The 18,758-nt window shown below is 70.1% G+C and carries 21 protein-coding genes; 6 read left to right on the top strand and 15 right to left on the bottom strand.

Translation table 11 applies throughout. The annotated features are described in order from the left end of the window. Window positions 1-44: 44 nt before the first annotated feature. Together DEJ09_RS10545 and DEJ09_RS18140 are read right to left on the bottom strand one after the other, a co-directional pair. Window positions 45-1,184, bottom strand: coding sequence for a CE1758 family FMN-dependent luciferase-like monooxygenase (locus DEJ09_RS10545; RefSeq protein ID WP_027464948.1), 1,140 nt, complete (start codon window positions 1,182-1,184; stop codon window positions 45-47). 160 nt (window positions 1,185-1,344) lie between these two features. Further along, window positions 1,345-2,139, bottom strand: a complete 795-nt coding sequence (locus DEJ09_RS18140; RefSeq protein WP_181433158.1) for a phosphatase PAP2 family protein — start codon at window positions 2,137-2,139, stop codon at window positions 1,345-1,347. A 340-nt stretch (window positions 2,140-2,479) separates the two neighbouring features. On the opposite strand from DEJ09_RS18140, the gene DEJ09_RS18145 reads away from it, so the two are divergent. Then, entirely contained in the window at window positions 2,480-2,926 is a 447-nt protein-coding gene (locus DEJ09_RS18145) for a DUF4383 domain-containing protein (RefSeq protein WP_181433159.1), read from the top strand. A 331-nt stretch (window positions 2,927-3,257) separates the two neighbouring features. Here the strand turns inward: DEJ09_RS18145 and DEJ09_RS10565 are convergent, their stop codons facing one another. The 12 genes from DEJ09_RS10565 to DEJ09_RS10620 all read right to left on the bottom strand — a co-directional run bounded on the left by DEJ09_RS10565 (window position 3,258) and on the right by DEJ09_RS10620 (window position 13,756). Beyond that, window positions 3,258-4,592: an ATP-dependent RecD-like DNA helicase gene (locus DEJ09_RS10565; protein WP_111088528.1), complete on the bottom strand. Its 1,335-nt coding sequence runs from the start codon at window positions 4,590-4,592 to the stop codon at window positions 3,258-3,260. After that, the gene (locus DEJ09_RS10570; RefSeq protein ID WP_111088530.1) at window positions 4,589-6,631 is read right to left on the bottom strand and encodes a cytochrome c oxidase assembly protein; all 2,043 of its coding nucleotides are present in this window, start codon (window positions 6,629-6,631) and stop codon (window positions 4,589-4,591) included. The genes DEJ09_RS10565 and DEJ09_RS10570 overlap by 4 nt, the downstream gene beginning before the upstream one ends. 163 nt (window positions 6,632-6,794) lie before the next feature. Beyond that, the gene (locus DEJ09_RS10575) at window positions 6,795-7,082 is read right to left on the bottom strand and encodes an HU family DNA-binding protein (protein WP_017886454.1); all 288 of its coding nucleotides are present in this window, start codon (window positions 7,080-7,082) and stop codon (window positions 6,795-6,797) included. A gap of 290 nt (window positions 7,083-7,372) precedes the next feature. Next, complete coding sequence (gene rpsN, locus DEJ09_RS10580) at window positions 7,373-7,678, bottom strand: 30S ribosomal protein S14 (protein WP_017886455.1); 306 nt, start codon at window positions 7,676-7,678, stop codon at window positions 7,373-7,375. A 2-nt stretch (window positions 7,679-7,680) separates the two neighbouring features. After that, the gene (rpmG, locus tag DEJ09_RS10585) at window positions 7,681-7,851 is read right to left on the bottom strand and encodes a 50S ribosomal protein L33 (protein ID WP_017886456.1); all 171 of its coding nucleotides are present in this window, start codon (window positions 7,849-7,851) and stop codon (window positions 7,681-7,683) included. Next, window positions 7,851-8,087 carry a 50S ribosomal protein L28 gene (gene rpmB / locus DEJ09_RS10590; protein WP_027464952.1) on the bottom strand — a complete coding sequence of 79 codons (237 nt, stop codon included), beginning with the start codon at window positions 8,085-8,087 and terminating at the stop codon, window positions 7,851-7,853. The genes rpmG and rpmB overlap by 1 nt, the downstream gene beginning before the upstream one ends. A 401-nt stretch (window positions 8,088-8,488) precedes the next feature. Next, complete coding sequence (locus DEJ09_RS10595) at window positions 8,489-9,184, bottom strand: alpha/beta fold hydrolase (RefSeq protein ID WP_071246243.1); 696 nt, start codon at window positions 9,182-9,184, stop codon at window positions 8,489-8,491. Window positions 9,185-9,194: 10 nt separating this feature from the next. Then, window positions 9,195-9,620, bottom strand: coding sequence for a Fur family transcriptional regulator (locus DEJ09_RS10600; RefSeq protein ID WP_027464954.1), 426 nt, complete (start codon window positions 9,618-9,620; stop codon window positions 9,195-9,197). Beyond that, on the bottom strand, window positions 9,617-10,555 hold the full coding sequence (locus tag DEJ09_RS10605) for a metal ABC transporter permease (protein ID WP_111088532.1): 939 nt from the start codon (window positions 10,553-10,555) through the stop codon (window positions 9,617-9,619). The genes DEJ09_RS10600 and DEJ09_RS10605 overlap by 4 nt, the downstream gene beginning before the upstream one ends. Then, window positions 10,555-11,400, bottom strand: a complete 846-nt coding sequence (locus DEJ09_RS10610) for a metal ABC transporter ATP-binding protein (protein WP_051596603.1) — start codon at window positions 11,398-11,400, stop codon at window positions 10,555-10,557. The genes DEJ09_RS10605 and DEJ09_RS10610 overlap by 1 nt, the downstream gene beginning before the upstream one ends. Window positions 11,401-11,447: 47 nt before the next feature. Continuing rightward, entirely contained in the window at window positions 11,448-12,359 is a 912-nt protein-coding gene (locus DEJ09_RS10615) for a metal ABC transporter solute-binding protein, Zn/Mn family (protein WP_111039737.1), read from the bottom strand. A gap of 128 nt (window positions 12,360-12,487) precedes the next feature. Continuing rightward, entirely contained in the window at window positions 12,488-13,756 is a 1,269-nt protein-coding gene (locus tag DEJ09_RS10620) for a PTS transporter subunit EIIC (protein WP_111030930.1), read from the bottom strand. Window positions 13,757-13,934: 178 nt separating this feature from the next. On the opposite strand from DEJ09_RS10620, the gene DEJ09_RS10625 reads away from it, so the two are divergent. Further along, complete coding sequence (locus DEJ09_RS10625; protein ID WP_027464959.1) at window positions 13,935-14,171, top strand: PTS transporter subunit EIIB; 237 nt, start codon at window positions 13,935-13,937, stop codon at window positions 14,169-14,171. Beyond that, the gene (locus DEJ09_RS10630) at window positions 14,168-14,620 is read left to right on the top strand and encodes a glucose PTS transporter subunit IIA (protein WP_071404905.1); all 453 of its coding nucleotides are present in this window, start codon (window positions 14,168-14,170) and stop codon (window positions 14,618-14,620) included. The genes DEJ09_RS10625 and DEJ09_RS10630 overlap by 4 nt, the downstream gene beginning before the upstream one ends. 78 nt (window positions 14,621-14,698) lie before the next feature. Here the strand turns inward: DEJ09_RS10630 and DEJ09_RS10635 are convergent, their stop codons facing one another. After that, window positions 14,699-15,433, bottom strand: a complete 735-nt coding sequence (locus tag DEJ09_RS10635) for a GntR family transcriptional regulator (RefSeq protein ID WP_017886466.1) — start codon at window positions 15,431-15,433, stop codon at window positions 14,699-14,701. 206 nt (window positions 15,434-15,639) lie between these two features. Between DEJ09_RS10635 and DEJ09_RS10640 the strand changes: the two genes are divergently transcribed. The 3 genes from DEJ09_RS10640 (at window position 15,640) to DEJ09_RS10650 (ending at window position 18,757) form a co-directional block, all read left to right on the top strand. Next, window positions 15,640-16,032: a lactococcin 972 family bacteriocin gene (locus DEJ09_RS10640; RefSeq protein WP_111088534.1), complete on the top strand. Its 393-nt coding sequence runs from the start codon at window positions 15,640-15,642 to the stop codon at window positions 16,030-16,032. Between the two features lie 62 nt (window positions 16,033-16,094). Next, complete coding sequence (locus DEJ09_RS10645) at window positions 16,095-18,122, top strand: hypothetical protein (RefSeq protein WP_111088536.1); 2,028 nt, start codon at window positions 16,095-16,097, stop codon at window positions 18,120-18,122. Continuing rightward, the gene (locus DEJ09_RS10650) at window positions 18,119-18,757 is read left to right on the top strand and encodes an ABC transporter ATP-binding protein (RefSeq protein ID WP_111088538.1); all 639 of its coding nucleotides are present in this window, start codon (window positions 18,119-18,121) and stop codon (window positions 18,755-18,757) included. The genes DEJ09_RS10645 and DEJ09_RS10650 overlap by 4 nt, the downstream gene beginning before the upstream one ends. Window position 18,758: the final 1 nt, after the last annotated feature.

An 18,758-nucleotide genomic window follows, 5' to 3' on the forward strand; every position in this document is an offset into this window, starting at 1 on the left:
GACCGTTCCTGCTCACGAAGCGAGCGCTGGGAGCGCTGGGAGCGTCAGACCGACGCGCCCGTCCACTCGTCCTCGGCGGCGACGTGGTCGCTGCCGACCGTGCCGGCCGCCATCGCGGCAGCGGCACGCGCGGCGTGCGACGGCGGGTCCGACGGGACGTCGGCGGGGCGACCCTCGTCGTTCAGCTTGCGCAGCTCCGGCACGATGTCCGTGGCCAGGATGTCGATCTGCTCGAGCACCGTCTTGAGCGGCAGGCCGGCGTGGTCGATGAGGAACAGCTGGCGCTGGTAGTGGCCGACGTGGTCCTTCATCGCGGCGTACCGGTCGATGACCTGCTGCGGCGAACCGACGGTGAGCGGGGTCTGGGCGGTGAAGTCCTCCATCGAGGGGCCGTGGCCGTAGACCGGGGCGTTGTCGAAGTAGGGCCGGAACTCGTTGATCGCGTCCTGCGAGTTCTTCCGCGCGAAGAACTGCCCACCGAGCCCGACGATCGCCTGGTCGGCACGGCCGTGCCCGTAGTGCTCGAAGCGCTGGCGGTACAGGCCGACCATCTGCTCGGTGTGCTGGATCGGCCAGAAGATGTTGTTGTGGAAGAAGCCGTCACCGTAGTAGGCCGCCTGCTCGGCGATCTCCGGCGTGCGGATCGAGCCGTGCCAGACGAACGGCGGGACACCGTCGAGCGGACGCGGGGTCGAGGTGAAGCCCTGCAGCGGCGTGCGGAACTTGCCCTGCCAGTTGACGACGTCGTTCTCCCAGAGCTGGCGGACGAGCGCGTAGTTCTCGATCGCCAGGTTGACGCCCTGGCGGATGTCCTGCCCGAACCACGGGTAGACGGGACCGGTGTTGCCGCGGCCCATCATGAGGTCCATGCGGCCGTCGGACACGACCTGGAGCATCGCGTACTCCTCGGCGATGCGCACCGGGTCGTTCGTGGTGATCAGGGTCGTCGACGTGGACAGGGTGATGTCCTTCGTCTTCGCCGCCAGGTAGGCGAGCAGCGTGGTCGGCGAGGAGGCCACGAACGGCGGGTTGTGGTGCTCACCGGTCGCGAAGACGTCGAGGCCGGCCTGGTCGGCGTGCTCGGCGATCGTCAGGATGTCGCGGACGCGCTGGGTGTCGTCCGGCGTGGTGCCGGTCGTGGGGTCGGTCGTGACGTCACTGACCGTGAAGATGCCGAACTGCATGATGCGCCGCCTTTCGCGATATCGATGCGTTTGCATCGACTTGCTCGGTACAACGTAGCGCACGGCGTGGCATTCCCGCCAGGCTCGCGCCCGTCGGACGGGCGGCCTGGAGGCCCGGCTCGACTCCCCGGGTCAGCCGGCGGTCGGCAGCGTGGCCGGGTCAGGGGGCGAGCGTGGCCGGGTCGGTGCGCGCGGCGTGGTGCATCCCGTCGAGGAACCACACGACGGTCACGACCGCCAGGACGCTCGCGCTGGACGCCAACCGCCCCGCCACCAGGATCGCGGCGTGGTCGTACGCGCCGTCACCGGTCAGGCCGACCACGAGCGCCGCGACACCGATCGCCAGCGTGAGCCCGGTCGCGACGAGGAGCACGACGCTCACCACCCGCCGCGGCCCCCGCCGACCGTCACGGTCACCCCGGAGCCCGCGGTCGACCCGGGGTCCGACCGCGCGGACGATCCCGAGCCAGAACATCGCGATCGCGCAGGCGCCGATGATGTCGCTGACGCGGTGCCAGCCGTAGACCACGGTCTGGTTCGCCACGAAGACCGCGTACCCGACGCCGACGATGGTCACCAGCGGGCGGAACCGACGAGGCGTGACCATCAGGACCGCGAACAGCGCCGCCAGTGCGATCGTCGCGTGCCCGGACGGGAACGAGTTCGGCGTCGTCGACTGAGCGATCTCAGGGCGCACGGCGATACGCTTGACGAGCGTCGAGGTGGCCGCCGACGCGAGCACCACGACCCCCGCGCCGAGTCCCACCGAGAGCCGCCGTCTGGCGAACGCCACAGCGACGATCACGACGACGAGCAACAGGATCACCGGCACCGAGATGACGTTGAGCGCAGTGTCCGAACTGAACAGGTCGGACTCCCGGACCCCGCCGAGCGCGGCGTCCTCCGCTTTCTGACCGACCGGGGTCAGCACCGCGACCCCGTAGACGAGAGGCACGATCACGAACCCCAGAGCCGCCAGCGCAGCCCACCGCCCCCGCCGCGAGACCCACGGTCCGCGCGACTCGGATGCACTGCGCTCGGGTGTCAAGGTCACCGGGCTGGTCCTCCTGGGAGTGGTCGTCGTCGGGCTCGTCGCACGACTGGCGGCGGCGCTGCGATTGGGTCGGTCGGGGTCCGACACGATACCGTTGGAGCACCGGCCGGAGGCTGGGAACCGCACCCCCGTCGGCCGTGCACTGCGCACTGACACGAGGGGATCGGTGATCCCCGCCGGGCCGTCGCACCACGCGGGACCGACGCACGTCGCGTCGGCAGTGTACGAGGAGGAAACCGAAGTGGCCATCAAGGAACCGGGCATCATCGCCTCGCCGAACCGGGGTCTCGCACTCACGGCCGGCGGCGTCCTCGCACTCTGGGGCGTCCTGGGCTTCTTCTTCGCCGCCGACGGCGACCCGGGCTTCTTCAACCGCCAGGGCGGCATGCTGTGGAACGCGTTCGGCGTGAACCCGGCGCTCTGCCTGGTGTGGGTGCTGCTCGCCGCGGTGCTGCTCATCACCGGCCTCGGCAACACCGTCGGATCGCGCAACGGCAACCTGCTCGTCGGCGTCCTGCTCGTCCTCTTCGCGGTGTACGGCTTCGTCTTCGTCGACACCTCGGCCAACGTCTTCGCGCTGAACACCACGGACAACGTGTTCCACGCGATCGTCGGTGTGCTCCTGCTCCTCACCGCGATCGGTGCCGACAAGGAGAACCTCCGCGCACTGCGTGCGGCGCGCGCCTGACACCCGCTCGACTGCACTCCCGACGCCCGTCTGCCGCTCCGGCAGGCGGGCGTCGTCGCGTGCGCGGGGGCGGGGCGGCGGGGTGGTCCGGCGGCGGTGTCGTCCGGCGGGGGTGTCGTCCGGCGGGGGTGTCGTGCGGTCACGACTCCCCGCTCAGGTGCGTCGGCCGGTCAAGAACTGTCGGATGCGGAGTGTCCAGGCGACGACGAGTGACCGCTCGGCGCAGGACCGACGGGGAGCCGTGACCGCTCGGCAGTGTGCGTCCGGGCATGCAGCCGCGCGTGCCCGGCGGCGTGTGGCCGAAGCGGACCCAACGGGTCAGTCGGACGCGTCAGTCGGCGTCGGAGTCGGCATCGGAGTCGGCGTCCGGCTGCTTCTTCGGGGCCTCGAGCTCGGTGGCGACGATGCGGGGCGCCTCGGACATGAAGCGCCGGACGTCCAGGTCGACGATGATGTCCTGCGGCCGGAGCGGCCGGGTGAGGAACAGCCCCTCGAGGGAGGTCAGCCGCGACAACGCCACGTACGTCTGGCCCGCGCTGAACACCCGGTTGCCGAGGTCGACCACGGCCCGGTCGTAGGTGCTGCCCTGCGACTTGTGGATGGTCACGGCCCAGGCGAGCCGGAGCGGGAACTGCTGGAACTCCCCGACGGTGTCCTTCTTGAGTTCCTTCTTGTCCGCGTCGTACGAGTACTTGAACTTCTCCCACACCGACGGCTGGACCTCGAACGATTCACCGTCGACGTCGACCCACACCGTGTCGCGGATGGCCGTCACGATGCCCAGGGTGCCGTTCACCCAGCGCTGGTCGGCGTCGTTGCGCAGGAACATCACGTGCGCGCCGGGCTTCAACTCGAGGGCTTCGTCGGCCGGGAAGTTCCGTCCGCCGAAGTCCCCGTTCACGTCGGCCTTGGCGGTCTTCACCTTGCCGGGCAGCCGTTCGAGGGCGGCCTTGTTGATCCGGGCGACCGTGTCGTTGCGGGTCGCCAGGGTGATGGCGTCGTCCGGAGCCGGACGCGCCCCGGCGGTGTTCAGCTGCTCGGCGATGTCCGCGGTGACCCGACCGTGCCGGACGGCGGTGAGCATCGCGGCGAAGGCGTCGTCGCGCTGCCGGTGCACCGTGGCGAGCTCGATGATGTTGAGCTCGGCCTCGAGCCACACCTTGGCGTCGAAGAACCACATCGACCGGTAGTGGTCGGTGAAGTAGGCGCGCTCGTCGGCGTCGCCGGGCACCGGGGGCAGCTGGTACGGGTCGCCGAACATCACGACCTGCACGCCGCCGAACGCCTCGAACTGCCGACCGCGGGCCTTGCGGAGCGAGCGGTCCATGCCGTCGAGCAGGTCGGCGTTGACCATCGAGACCTCGTCGATGACCAGGGTGTCGATCGTGTTGAGGAGCTTGCGGGTGTCCGGGCCCTGCCGCAGTTCGGCGTCCGCGATGAGCCCGATCGGCAGCCGGAACAGGGAGTGGATCGTCTGGCCGCCGACGTTGAGCGCGGCGACCCCCGTCGGGGCGCAGATGACGACCTGCTTCTCGGTGTTCCACGACAGGTGGTTGAGGAGCGTGGACTTGCCCGTGCCGGCCCGGCCGGTGATGAACACGTGGTCTCGGGTGTGCTCGATGTACTCGAAGACGGCGCGCTGTTCGTCGCTCAGCTCGATGCTCATCGGGCGTCCGCTCCGGGCGAGGGTTCGAGGTCGTCGCTGCCGTCGTCGAAGTCCAGGTCGTCCTGGTCAACCCGGGAAGCGGGCTCGGCGGCGGCGGTCGGACCGGCCACAGCTGCGTCGCCGTCAGCAACTGCGTCAACGGCGTGGGCCGGGTCTCCCCCGTCACGCCGCAGCCGCACGAGCACCACCACGACCACGGTCACCAGGAGCAGCACGCCGGCGACGATCAGCACCAGGCCCGCCCGGGCCTGGTCGACGAGCGGATCGGGCCCCCACGTCCGGCCCATCGCGCCGAACCACGATGCCTGCAGCAGCCCGAGCGGCCCGCGCATCGCGATCCCGAGCGAGACGATGCCCGCCGCGATCACCGCCGCCCCGACGATCCGGACGACGGCGGCAGCAGTGGTCGGGCGGCGGTGCCCGGCAGGGATCGGTGTGCAGAGCGTCGGGACGGCCAGCAGCCCGACCAGCAGGAACACGGCGTCGCTGACGGTACGACCGGTGGGGTCGCTCACCGACCAGCGGACGGCGTCGGTGGCGAAGAAGGCCCACCACAGGGCCGCCGCGAGCAGGAACGCGGGGAACGGCTGGGCCAGGTACCGCACGGAGGGGTGCTCGACGATGACGCCGGTCCACTCACGCACCCCCGTGCTGTCGTCGTTCCGGGGGTGCACGGCGGCGCGGATCAGGGCGACGGGTGCCGCCGCCCACACCAGGGCGGGGACCACCAGGCCGAGCAGCACGTGGGCACCGACGTTCGCCGAGACCAGGAACCGGTCGTACTGGTGGAGCGAGCCCGAGGTCGCGACCACCAGGGACACGATCGCCAGGGCCGCGGCGATCGAGCGTCGCGCCGGCCACCGCACGCCGCTCCGCCGCAGTCGCACGACGCCGGCCACGTACGTCGCGGCGAGCAGCACGGCGGCCATCAGCCAGAACAGGTCGATGTTCCACTGGGTCAGCCAGCCCCATGCACCGGGCGCGTGCGGCAGCAGGTCGTCGGTCAGGAGCTCCGCCGGGCTCGGGTCGGTGGTCTTGCTCAGGGCGATCTGGTCGACCGGGGTGGCGGTCCGTCCGAGTGCCGCGGCGAACCCCGACGCCACACCCATCACCGCGAGTTCGACGACGATGAGGGTCCAGAAGGGCCGCTGCCGACCGGGCGAGGTGGTCAGCGCACGGATGGCCCGACGGCGCTGCACCGCGCCGAGGACCCCGATGGCGACGATCGCACCGATCTTCACCAGGACGAGCGTGCCGTACGGGGTGAACAGGTTCGAGAGCGCCCCGACGCGGATCTGCGCCGACGCGGTGCCCGAGACGGCGACGAGCACGAAGCAGCCGAGGGCGATGCTCGAGTACCGGGCCACGACCGCGGGCAGCCGGTCGCCGGGCAGCACCCCGCGCAGCAGCACGAGCGTGACGAGCCCACCGACCCACAGCGCCGCACCGACCAGGTGCAGCCCCAGTGCCGTCACGGCGGCGTCGTGGCTGGCGGTGCCCGCGGCGTGGCCCTGCTGCGCGAGCGGGATGAGGCCGATCATCGAGACCGCGGCGGTCAGGGCCACCATGCCCCGCGAACGGACGGCGAAGCACAGCACCGTGACGGCCGCGGCGACGAGGACGGTCACGAGCCAGGCGAGCCCGAGCTCGGTGCCGGTGAGGAAGACCCCCATCGACTGCCCGAACTGCTCGTCGATGCTGATGCGCGAACCGGCGACGCTGAGGAACGTGCAGAACGTGGCGACGGCCGATGCGACCGTCCAGACGCCACTGGCCCCGGCGGCGACGTCGATCGCGCGGTTCCACTCGGGGCCGGAGCGCGAGAGGCCGACGGTCGCCAGCGCGAGCCCACCGATCGTGGTGGCCGCGGACAGGTCGACGACGAGCCGGGCGATCGGCAGCCCGAAGCGGACGACGGGCCCCGGGTCGGCGATGAGCGCCGGGTTCGCGCCCCCACCGATGACGAGTGCCGTGAGCAGCGCCACGAACCCGACGAGCAGGAGCACGGCGGGACCGGCGATGCGCGCGATCCGATTCACCCGTCAAGCCTAGGCGGTGCCCACCCGGCCGACGGACGGGGCGGGCCGATCTGTGCAAACCGGCACGGGCCTCCAGGCCAGGACCCGCGCACCACGCGCCCGCGCGCCCCGGGAACGACGAAAGGGACGGCCGAAGCCGTCCCTCCCGATGCGCGGAACAGTCTTACTTGACCGCAGCCTTGAGCTTCGAGCCGGCGCTGACCTTGACCGAGTCGCTCGCGGCGATCTCGATGGCGTCACCCGTCTGCGGGTTGCGGCCGGTGCGGGCGGCGCGGTGCGTCTTCTCGAAGGCGATCCAACCGGGGATCGTGACCTTCGTGCCGTCGGCGACGGACGACGAGACGACGCTGAAGAGCGCGTCGACGACGCCGTTGACGGTGGCCTGGCTCTGGCCGGACTCAGCGGCGACGGCAGCGACGAGCTCGGTGCGGTTCAGTGACTTGTCAGCCATGGATGTCCTCCTCGGACTTCTTGCAGTATCGGTCGGACGCACGTGTCGTCCGGCGCCCGGAGCGGTTGCCCCGTGCCACGGTGCCAGTGGGCCGAGGGCCCGGCGGAACCGGAGTTGAACCTACCAGCCGCCGGGGGTGAAAACCGCCGACTCGCCCGGATTTCCGGGGTTGTCGGGGCTCCGAGGGGGTGCTGGAGGGGCAGATGTGACGAATGACGGCTCGCATGTACCCCGTACACAGCGAACGCCCCGCCACCAGGAGGTGACGGGGCGTCGTGTACTGCGAGTGCTTACCAGGAGCTCTTCGTGATGCCGGGGAGCTCGCCGCGGTGGGCCATGTCACGGAAACGGACACGGCTGATGCCGAACTCACCGAGGTGGCCACGGGGGCGGCCGTCGATGGCGTCGCGGTTGCGGTAGCGGATGGGCGATGCGTCGCGGGGCAGCTTCTGCAGGCCCACGCGGGCGGCCTCACGCGACTCGTCGGTGCCGTTCGGGTCCACGAGGGCCTTCTTCAGCTCGAGACGACGCTCGGCGTAGCGCGCGATGATGACGGCACGCTGGTTGTTCTTCGCGATCTTGCTCTTCTTCGCCATGCTTAGCGCTCCTCACGGAAGTCGACGTGCTTGCGGATCACCGGGTCGTACTTCTTGAGCACGAGTCGGTCGGGGTTGTTCCGACGGTTCTTCTTGGTCACGTAGGTGAACCCGGTGCCCGCCGTCGAGCGGAGCTTGATGATCGGACGGATGTCCTGACCCTTTTTCGCCATCAGATCTTCTCCCCACGGGCGAGGAGATCCTTGACGACGGACTCGATGCCACGTGCGTCGATCACCTTGATGCCCTTCGCGCTGAGCGTGAGCGTGACGTTACGACGAAGCGAGGGCACGTAGTACGTCTTCTTCTGCACGTTCGGGTCGAAGCGACGCTTCGTCCGGCGGTGCGAGTGCGAGATGTTGTGACCGAAGCCGGGAACGGCGCCGGTCACCTGGCACACTGCTGCCATGGTTTCCTCCTGAGTACCGTGCGACCGGACGGCCGCACCCAAGTTCACTTGCCTGGTGCACACGCGCAGTGCCACCGGGGTGGCCGTGCGAGGGGGTTGTGTGCACCGCCCAGGTCCGCATCCCCTGTCGAAGGAGAGCCGGACACCGCGCGACCGCGGCGTTCGCGACGGTCGGAGGGCTTGGAACAACGGGCCCGCCGCGCGGACGCGGAGAACCAGGGGTCCACGTTACGCGAGGACCGGGCGTGTCGCAAGCCGCGCCTCCAGGCCTGGAGGCCCGTGGCGGCCGACCGCCCCGCTCACGTGGCCCCGTTGGTCGCCCCCACGGCGTTCGAGTGTGCAGAAGACGCCGGGTGCCGGAGGCGGACCCGACGTCTTCTGCTCACTCGACGGCGCCGAGCCTACGGCGCCTGCGTCGGCTTGGGCGCGAGCGCCTGCACCATCAGCTCCCCGAGCTGCTGCGGCGCCGTGAACATCGGCCAGTGGCCGGTCTCGAGCCCGACGATGGAGAGCTCCTCGGTCGCGACGAGCTCCGCCGCCCAGGCCTGGTGGTCCGCCACCATCGCCAGCAGCTCGGCGGCGGGGATCTCGCAGGTGATGATCGTCGCGGGGATCGTGTGCCGTGCGGGGTCGGCGTAGTGGAACCGGTCCGACGGCACCGAGGCCGGCTCGGGGATCGCCCGGTGCTCGACGTCCTGCCGGACCTCGGGCGTCATGCCCCGGACGGTGGCGGGTTCCCAGATGTCCCACGACGGCAGCGGTACGACCCCGTCGACCACGGGCAGCTCGTCGTTGACGCACCCACCCTCGGGCCCCGGGAACGTGTCGACGTAGAGCAGGTGCGCGACGAGCGACGGGCGCTGGTCGGCGGCCATGTACGCGATCGGCCCGGCACCCGAGTGTCCGGCGAGCACGACGGGTTCGTCGGCGGACGCGACGTCGTCCAGGATCGCGACCAACGCGGCGACCTGTTCGTCGAGCGTGTCGCCGTCGCGGGTGACCGCCTGCACCGAGTGCCCGGCCTCGCGGAGCACCGGGGCGACGTCGTCCCACGCGCTCGCGTCGAGCCAGAACCCGGGGACCAGGATGACGTGCATGCGGGGCAGGCTACTCGTCGGTGGCGGCGGTCGCGCGGGCGGCCGTGCAGACGGCGCACTCGCCGAAGATGTCGACGACGTGGCTGGCGTTGGTGAACCCGTTGGCGGCGGCGACGTCCTGCGCCCACTGCTCCACCGGGTCCGCCTCGATCTCGACGGTCCGGCCGCAGTTCCGGCAGATCAGGTGGTGGTGGTGTGCGTCCGTCGTGCACGCCCGGTACAGCGATTCGCCGTCCTGCTGCAGCGAGTCGGCATCACCCTCGGTGGCCAGGTCGGCGAGCGCCCGGTAGACGGTGGCCAGACCGATGGTCGATCCCTCGTCCCGCAGGTGCTGGTGCAGCGCCTGCGCACTCACGAACCCCTCGGTCGAGTCGAGGGCTCCGCGCACCGCTTCGCGCTGCCACGTGTTCCGCTTGGTCTTCTGCACGGCGTTCATGCTGACACCTCTTCCTTCCGACCGGCTGTCGACGTCGTCCCTGCCTGGAGGCCCGGCTCGCCCCCGCCACGCTGGCTCCGGCCGGCGACGCGGTTGCGTCCCCGCTTGTCGCGTCGCGACCCGATGATCCGGCAGACCACCCAGATCGCGAACGAGATCGTCGTCACGTACGGGCTGATCGGCAGGCCGCCGCCCAGTGCGAGCAGGATGCCCCCGACGACCGACGTCACCGCGAACACCGTCGACAGCACCGGCACGACCACCGGGTGCGAGCTCAGGCGCAGGGCAGCGGCCGCCGGGGTGACGAGCAGGGACAGCACGAGCAACGCACCGACGATCTGCACCGACACGGCGGTGGCCAGTCCGAGCACGAGCATGAACACGATCGCGAGGGTCCGCACCGGGATCCCCGCGGCCGCAGCCACGTCGGGGTCGACCGAGGCGAACATCAGCGGGCGCCAGATGACGAGCAGCGTCGCCACGACGATCGCGGCGACCACGATCAGGAACGTCAGTTGCGGGTTGTCGACCGAGACGATCTGCCCGGTGAGCAGCCCGAACTTGTTGGCGGCCCGGCCCTTGTAGAGCGCCAGGCAGAGGATGCCGAGCCCGAGCCCGAACGGCATGAGGACGGCGATGATCGAGTTGCGTTCCCGGGCACGCGACCCGAGGAGACCGATGAGCAGGGCGGCGATGACCGACCCGACGAGCGAGCCGGACACCACGTTCGCCCCGAGCAGCAGCGAGGCACTGGCCCCGGCGAACGAGAGCTCTGAGATGCCGTGCACGGCGAACGGCATGTTCCGGGCGACGACGAACGGGCCGATGAGGCCGCCGACGATGCCGAGCACCGCGCCGGCCCAGATCGAGTTCTGCACGAGCACGAGGAGCTCGCCGTAGTCCTGGAACGAGAAGACGGTCGACAGCAGGTCCATCAGATCCGCCCTTCGTCGGGCTGGTCGGCGTGCGGGTCGACCTCGCCCGGGTGGTGCTCGTGGGCCTCGTTGGCCCCGACGATGACGATGCGTCCCATGGTGCGGACGACGTCGACGGGCGTGCCGTACAGGTCGCTGAGCACGTCGGCGCGCAGGACCTCGTCCGGCGAACCGATCCGGAACCGACCGCCGGCGATGTAGAGCACCCGGTCGACGACGTCGAGGATCGGGTTCACGTCGTGCGTCACGAAGAGCACGGCAGCCTCGCGCTGTCGGCGCTCACGGTCGATGAGCTCGGTGATCCCGCGCTGGTGCCGCAGGTCGAGCGAGATGAGGGGTTCGTCGCACAGCAGCAGGGCGGGGTCGGCGGCGATGGCCTGCCCGACGCGGGTGCGCTGCTGCTCGCCGCCGGAGAGCTCGGCGACGGGGGCGTCCGCGAAGGCGGTGGCGCCGACCTCGTCGAGGACCCGGTCGATGCGCATCCGGTCGGCCTTCGACGCACGTCGGATGCCCCACCGGTGCCCGGTCACGCCCTGGGCGATCATGTCCCGCGCGCGCAGGGGCGTCCCCGCCTCCATCAGGCGCTGCTGCGGGATGTAGCCGATCTTCCGGTGGCCGCGGTGCACCGGCTGCCCGAGGAACGACATCGTGCCGCTCGTGAGCCGCTGCTGCCCGAGGACGGTGCGGAGCAGTGAGGTCTTGCCGGCGCCGTTCGGACCGAGGACCGCGACGAACTCCCCCGGCGCGAGGTCGAGGTCGAGGCCTGCCCAGAGCTTCCGGGCGCCGTAGGACAACCCGGCGTCGCGGAGCGCGAGGACCGGACGAGCCGCAGCCCGGTCGTCCACCGTGGTGGTCGCCGGGCTGGGGGTCGCCGCTGCTGCGGTCGAGGTCGTCACTTCTGGAGCGCTGCCTTCACCGCGTCGATGTTCGCCTGCTGCCACGAGACGTAATCCTGCCCCTTGGGGAGCGTCTCCGTGACACCGACGACGGGGATGTCGTTCTGCTCGGCCGCCTTCTGGACCTGCTCGGTCTCGGGGCTGGACGCCTGGTTGTTGTAGGCGAGGAGCTGCACGCGCTTGCCGGTGAACAGCGCGAGGGTGTCGCGGAGGGCCGCCGGCGGGACGTCGTCGCCTTCCTCGATTGCCTCGGAGAAGTCCGGCGGGGTCTCGTTCTCGAGCCCCATCGCGTCGAACAGGTACCCGGGCACCGGCTCCGTGTACGCCACCTTGTCGCCGGAGTCCTGCTTCTTGACGGCGTCGGTCTGGGACTCGAGGTCCTCGAGCTTGGTGGTGAGCGTGGCGGCGTTCTTCTCGAAGGCGTCCTTGCCGCTCTCGTCGAGCGCGCTGAGGTCCTTCGTGACCGCCTCGACCAGCTTCACCATCGTCGGGTAGCTGTAGAAGACGTGCTCGTTGAACTCGGCGCTGCCGCCCTTGTCGAGGCCGGAGAGCTTCACGACGTTGATCGTGTCCGCCTTGGTGTCCGAGGCGTTCGCGAGCGTCGTCATGAAGTCGTCGTACCCGCCACCGTTCTCGATGAGCAGGTCGGCCTTGGAGACGGAGAGCTGCGTGCGGGCGCTCGACTCGAACGAGTGCGGGTCCTGCGACGGGTCGCTCAGGATGCTCGTCACGGTGACGGCGTCGCCACCGATGGTCTTGACGATCGAGCCGTAGACGTTGGTGGAGGCGACGACGTTGACCGTGCCGTCACCGCTGGCCTCCCCCGAGGCGGACGAGGTGGCGCACCCGGTCAGGGCGAGCGCGGCGGCGCCGGCGACGAGCGGGAGGGCGAGGAGGCGGTTGTGCATGGCACGACGCTAACGCCTACTGATAACGATTGTCAAAACCGCTATGAAGGCTCTCAGCGCGACCGGGAGACGGACGGGAGGCCCGGTGCCAGCTGGCACCGGGCCTCCCGTCATGGAGACGCTCGCGTCTACGGCTTGGTGGCCGCGTCGATCGTGTTCTCGGCGATCGTGTCCTCTTCACGCCCGGGGGTGCGGAGGTTCCACTTCTTGATCACGAAACTGAACAGGAAGTAGTACACGACCGCGTAGCCGAGGCCGATCGGGATGAGCCAGATCGCCCCGTCCGCCTTGCCGAAGTTCAGCACGTAGTCGATCGCGCCGGCCGAGAACGAGAACCCGTCGTGGATCCCGAGGGCGTTCACCAGGGCGAGCGAGGTGCCCGTGAGCACCGCGTGGATGATGTACAGCGGGAACGCGACGAACATGAACGAGTACTCGAGCGGCTCGGTGATGCCCGTGACGAACGAGGTCAGTGCGGCGGAGATCATGATGCCGCCGACGAGCTTGCGGTTCTGCGGCTTGGCGTTGCGCCAGATCGCGAGGGCACCGGCGGGCAGCGCGAACATCATGATCGGGAAGAAGCCGGTCTGGAAGATGCCCGCGGTCGGGTCGCCCGCGAGGAAGCGAGGGATGTCACCGTGGACGAGGTCGCCGGCCGCGTTGGTGAAGCTGCCGAGCTGGAACCACGGGAAGAAGTTGAGCAGCTGGTGCAGCCCGATCGGGATGAGCATGCGGTTCGCGAAGCCGAAGATGCCGCCGCCGATCACGGCGTTGTCGGCGACGGCGGTGCCGGCCGCGGTCAGTGCGATGTCGAAGTAGCGGTAGACGAACGACATCGCGACGGCGATGACGAGACCCGCAGCGGCCGTCAGGATCGGAACCAGGCGGCGACCGGAGAAGAACCCGAGGAAGTCGGGCATCTTCGTGCGGTGGAACTTCTCCCACATCACGGCGGAGACGAGCCCCATCACGATGCCGCCGAGCACCCCGTAGTTGATCGTGGCCTGCTCGCCATTGGCGTTCTTGACCCCGGCGAGGACGACCGGCGACATCACTGCGAACACCTCGTACATGACCATGTAGCCGACGACCGCAGCGAGCGCGGTGGTGCCGTCGGACTTCTTCGCCCAGCCGATCGCGATGCCCACCGCGAACAGCAGCGGGAGCCACGTGAAGATCGCCTGGCCGGCAGCTGAGATGACTCCGGCGCCGGTCTCGAAGCCGGGGATCGCGCCGAGGAGGTCCGGCTGACCGATGCGGTTCAGGATGCCCGCCGCCGGCATGACCGCGATCGGCAGGAGCAGGCTCCGTCCGAGGCGCTGGGCCTGTGCGAACAGCCGTGACTGCTTCTTCGGCTTCTTCTTCTCCGGCACATCCGTGGCAGTGGTGGCGCTCATCGGAGGTCCTCTCGTCATTGGGTGGAGCTGTCGGGGTGAGTTGAGTCGTGCAGCCAGCGCAGGTAACCTCGGCGGTGTCGCCAGGTCCGGTCCTGTCCGGTCATGACCAGTTCCGTAGTCTGATCCGAGAGCGGTCCGGTGTCAACCTGCGACGCAAACCCTTAACGAGGAGGAAACGATGGCCGACATCAAGGCAGCCGACATCATCGCCGCACTCGGCGGTGCCGAGAACATCGAAGAGGTCGAGGGCTGCATCACGCGCCTCCGCGTCGAGGTCGAGGACGGGGACCTGGTCGACAAGGCCGCCCTGCAGGCAGCCGGAGCCCAGGCGGTCATCGGTGGCGGCACCGGCTGGCAGGTCATCGTCGGCACGGTCGCCGACAACCTCGCCCAGGACATCCAGGACGAACTGTGACCGTCGTCCGCACCCCGTTCGGCGGCCCGGTCGTCGCCCTCGCCGACGTGCCCGACCCGGTGTTCGCCGGGCAGCTCGTCGGCGCCGGCGTCGCGGTCGACCCCACGGGCGTCGAGGGCGCGGTCACCGCGGTGGCACCGGTCGACGGCACCATCGTGAAGCTGCACCCGCACGCGTTCGCCCTGCAGGGCGCCGCTGGCACCGACGTCCTGGTGCACGTCGGCATCGACACCGTGAAGCTCTCCGGCGAGGGCTTCGAGCTCCTCGCGACCGAGGGCGACACCGTCACCGCCGGTGACCCCGTCGTCCGGTTCACCCCCTCGGTCATCTCGGCCGCCGGGTACTCGCCGATCTGCCCGGTCGTCGTGCTCGGTTCGACGCCGGACAGCGTCGACCAGGGGACGGTCGGCACCACGGTGCTCGACGGCGACACCCTCTTCGAGGTCTAGGGCCACTTCCCCCTTCGAGAGCGACTGTGTACTGCGGAACACCCGCGGCGCACAGTCGCTTTCGCGTTGCTGGCCGGACTACGCGACCGCGGGGGTCGCGGTGACCTCCATCTGCACCCGGTAGCGGTCCGAGCGGTACCAGCTGCGGGTGTGCTCCACGGGTCGTTCCCCCGCGTACGACACCCGGTCGAACTCGAGGACCGGCGCTCCGGTCTTCGTCCCGAGCAGCGTCGCGACGTCGTCGGCCGCCGGGTTCGCCGCGACGGTCTGCTGCGCGCGGTCGATCGGGGTGCCGTACTCCGTGGCGATGATCGAGTACACCGACCCCGACAGGTCGTGGTCGAGCAGACCCGGGAACGCGTCGGCCACGAGCCAGGCGTCGTCGATCGACACCGGGGCGCCGTCAGCCATCCGCAGGCGCTTCACGTGGAAGGCCGGCACGTCCGGATCGATCCGCAGGGCTGCGGCGGTGTCGGCCGGCGGTACCCGCTCTTCGCGCACGAGCACCACGGTGGTCGGTTCGTGCCCCATCGCCCGCATCTCCTCGGTGAACGAGGCGAGGTGCAGCGTCGACTGCACGGGCCGGTGCGCCACGAAGGTGCCCTTGCCGCGGACGCGCTCCAGGTAGCCCTCGTTCACCAGCTGCCCGAGGGCTTCACGCACGGTGATCCGCGAGACGCCGTACTCGGCGATGAGCTGCCGTTCGGACGGGATCGCAGCACCGGGAGCCAGTCGCGTGGTGACGAGGTCGAGCAGGATGCGCCGCAGCTGCTGGTGCTTCGGTTCGGCACCCTCGGTGATGCGGCTCGTCATGCGTCCCTCGTGCTCCGTTGCTGGTCCTGGGCGGTGGTCATGCGCGGACATGACCAGTGCCCATCACAGTAGCGAGTCAGGCCGGGAAGACCAACGCCACCCGTAGCAGTCGTTGTGAAACACGAATTTCAGATCCTTGACATCAGTCTTGGGCCGCTGCCACGATCGGTCGAGCCTCATCGGGGGGCACATGGGAGGAAACAGTCATGCACAAGTCCAGAACGAAGATGCTCGTCGGCCTCGGTCTCACCGTCGGCCTGATCACGGGCACTGCGACGGCGGCATCAGCTGCGCAGTTCGAGGTCATGGGATCAGGGTCGGAAGCCGGCGGAGTGGCCGTCGCTGCTTCCGGCGCAAGTGCGAGCGGTGAGACCAGGGGCATCGGTACCGACAACGACGGCGGGGGCGGGAGCTTCTGGCAGTGGGGCGTCGGCAAGGACGACACCTGGTCGAACTACTTCCGCGAGAAGCGGTGCCACGGCGCGACCGCGGTCGGCAAGAAGTCGAAGCGCGTCACGAACGTGCCAGGCGGCCGGTACGCGATGGCGATGACACCGAAGGCGCGCAGCGGCAACAAGGCGTACTACCACAACTGCTGAGACCGGGAGCGGGCGGTCCGAGAGACCGTCCGCTCCGGCTCACGCTCGCCGCAAGGGGGACCATGAACATCCGATCGGTGACGCTCGCCTACCTCGTCCCGCCCCTCCTGGCTTCCGTCCTGGGCTTCATCGGCCTGGTGCAGGTCAGTGAAGCCGGCATCGTGGGCGCCTCGTCCGTGGTGACCGCTGCCGCCGGTGCTGAGACCGGATCGAACCAGCGGGTCGCGACCGCACTCGAGCAGGTCGCCGAGGCCGAGCACGCGACGATCGCACGGGTGGTGGCGGACCGCGAAGCTCCGACGACGCGGCGCGTGGCGCTCGTCACCGACGCGCCCTCGAGCCGCGGTGCCGGCTGGCTCCTCGACGGGTACGAGGACTTCACGAGGTCGATGGCCACCACCGTCCGTCCGATGTCGGAACTCGACCAGTTCGACCCGACCGGCTCGTACTCGGTCTTCGGGGACGACGACGCTCGGCGAGCCGTCGTGAGCGCACTGACAGACGCCGGGTACGAGGTCAGCGTGGAGCGCGTGCCGCTCCTGCAACGCATCGGCGTCACCGACGGCTTGGATCAGACCTTGGCCCTGGTCGGAGCACTCGTCTCGGGATGCGTGGCGCTCTGCCTGATGACGACCGTCGGGGCCCCTCGCCGCAGCGCAGTCCGCCGACTGCACGGAGACACCACAGCCGCCATCGTCGTCCAGGAGCTGGCTGAGCTCCGGACCGCCGTGCTCGTCTTCGCCATCGGAGCACCCGTCGCCGCCATCGGGCTCTGGTTCTACAACGGGCTCGCTTCGGCGGCGACCCTCGCCGCCGCGACCTCCGTGTTCTGCGTGGGGCTGCTCGTTCCGGTCGTCGTCGCGCACACGATCGGCACGGTGCTCGCGTGTCGACAGCCGTTGGCCGGCGCACTGCGGGGCGCTCGACCAGCGGGCGCGCTCCTGCTCGTCGCACAGATCGCACGGGTGCCCGCGCTGCTGTTGCTCGTCGCGGCCGTCTTCGAACTGACCGGGGCGGTGACCACCGCGCGACAGGGAACGGCAGAACGGGATCTTCGGGCGGCCGGCGAAACCGTCCAGCTCTGGGTCACCCCTGATCCCCGCCCGGTCGAGGAGCAGGCCTACTGGGACCGCATCGGTGACTTCGCCGGCGGGGCACTCGAGCGGCGTGATGCGTTCCTCGCCGCTGCGGTCGAGGTGTCGAGTGGCCGAGGGAAGTCGATGGTTCCTGCGCTCGTCGTCGACCAGGGCTACCTCGCCCTGCAGGACGTCCGTTCCGAGGACGGGGCCCGCATCACCACCGACGGCGCGGAGATCGCCGTGTGGATGCCTGCCGACAGTGAGCTCTCCCGCGAGCGGCTCGTCGAGGGTCTGACCGACTGGCAGTTGCGGGATGCACCCGACGCCCTCCTCGAGCACGTCACCGGCGGCACGCTGGCCCGCCAGCAGGTCTACTCGTACCCGGACGACGCGTCGTCGCGCGCGTGGCTCGACGATGCCGTGATCGTGGTCGTCCCCACGCCGGTCGACGTCTTCTCGGCCGATGAACTCGGATCGTGGTTGTCGACCGGAGACGTCGTCTTCACGTCCCGTGCTGCCGCTGAGCGGTCGATCGGCGCGTCGGGCCTCCGCGCCGAGTTCAGCGCGGTCGTCGCGGTGGGTCAGTCTGCGGCGGAACAGGCACGGCACGCAGCGACGACCGTGGCGATCGGGACGGGCACCATGGTCAGCACCCTCGCCGTCAGCGTCATGCTCGGGTTGGTCGCCACGATCGCGCACCGACGCCGTCACGGCCGTGCGCTGTTCGCGAAGTTCACCAGTGGCGTCTCGCCCGTCCGCACCGACGCTGGCCTGCTGGCGATCGAAGCCGGTCTGGTCTCGATCGCCGTCATCGCCGTCGTCAACACCTGGTGGTCGCAACGCCCGGACGGGAGCGGTCTCAGATCGGCGCTCGACCCGGTCGCGCAGTCAGCCGGAGTCGCCGGGGCGATCGCACTCGTGGCGCTCGCGACGGTGAGCGCCACGAGCCTCGTCGTCATGGCCGTCACGGCGCGGAGCACTGCACGCAACCGAGGGAGCGGATCACGATGATCGAGGTACGGAACGCATCGAAGCGTCGCGGAGGCCGCGCGCTGTGGCACGACCTGTCGTTCGAGGTGGCGGGCGGAGAGATCGTCGGCTTGGTCGGGCCGAGCGGCTGCGGGAAGTCGACACTGCTCGACTGCATCGGGCACGTCGATGCGCTTGACCTCGGCACGATCCGGATCAACGGAGAGTCGGCGGGCTCGAACGAGCGGCGGGCACGACTGATCCGGCGGCGCCACCTCGGGTACCTGTTCCAGGACTTCGGGTTGGTACCCGACATGACGGTCCAGTCGAACGTCGACGTGGTTCGCCTGCCGGACGGACGGCGCAGACACCGAGGCATCCGGACGGGTGAGGCCCTGGGCCGTGTCGGTCTGGCCGGACGCGGAACGGACCGCGTCCACGAACTCAGCGGCGGCGAGCAGCAACGCGTCGCGATGGCGCGGCTCCTGGTGAAGCGTCCGTCGGTCATCCTCGCCGACGAGCCGACGAGTGCCCTCGACGACGGCAACGCCGCGATGGTGCTCGACCTGCTGGACGAGCTGGCGGCCGACGGAGCGGCCGTCCTGATCGCGACACACTCGTCATCGGTCGAAGCGCGCGCCGCACGGAGCATCACGCTCGGCGGACCCGCTCGCTGAC

The sequence above is a fragment of the Curtobacterium sp. MCLR17_055 genome (assembly GCF_003234305.1).
Lineage (GTDB): Bacteria > Actinomycetota > Actinomycetes > Actinomycetales > Microbacteriaceae > Curtobacterium > Curtobacterium flaccumfaciens.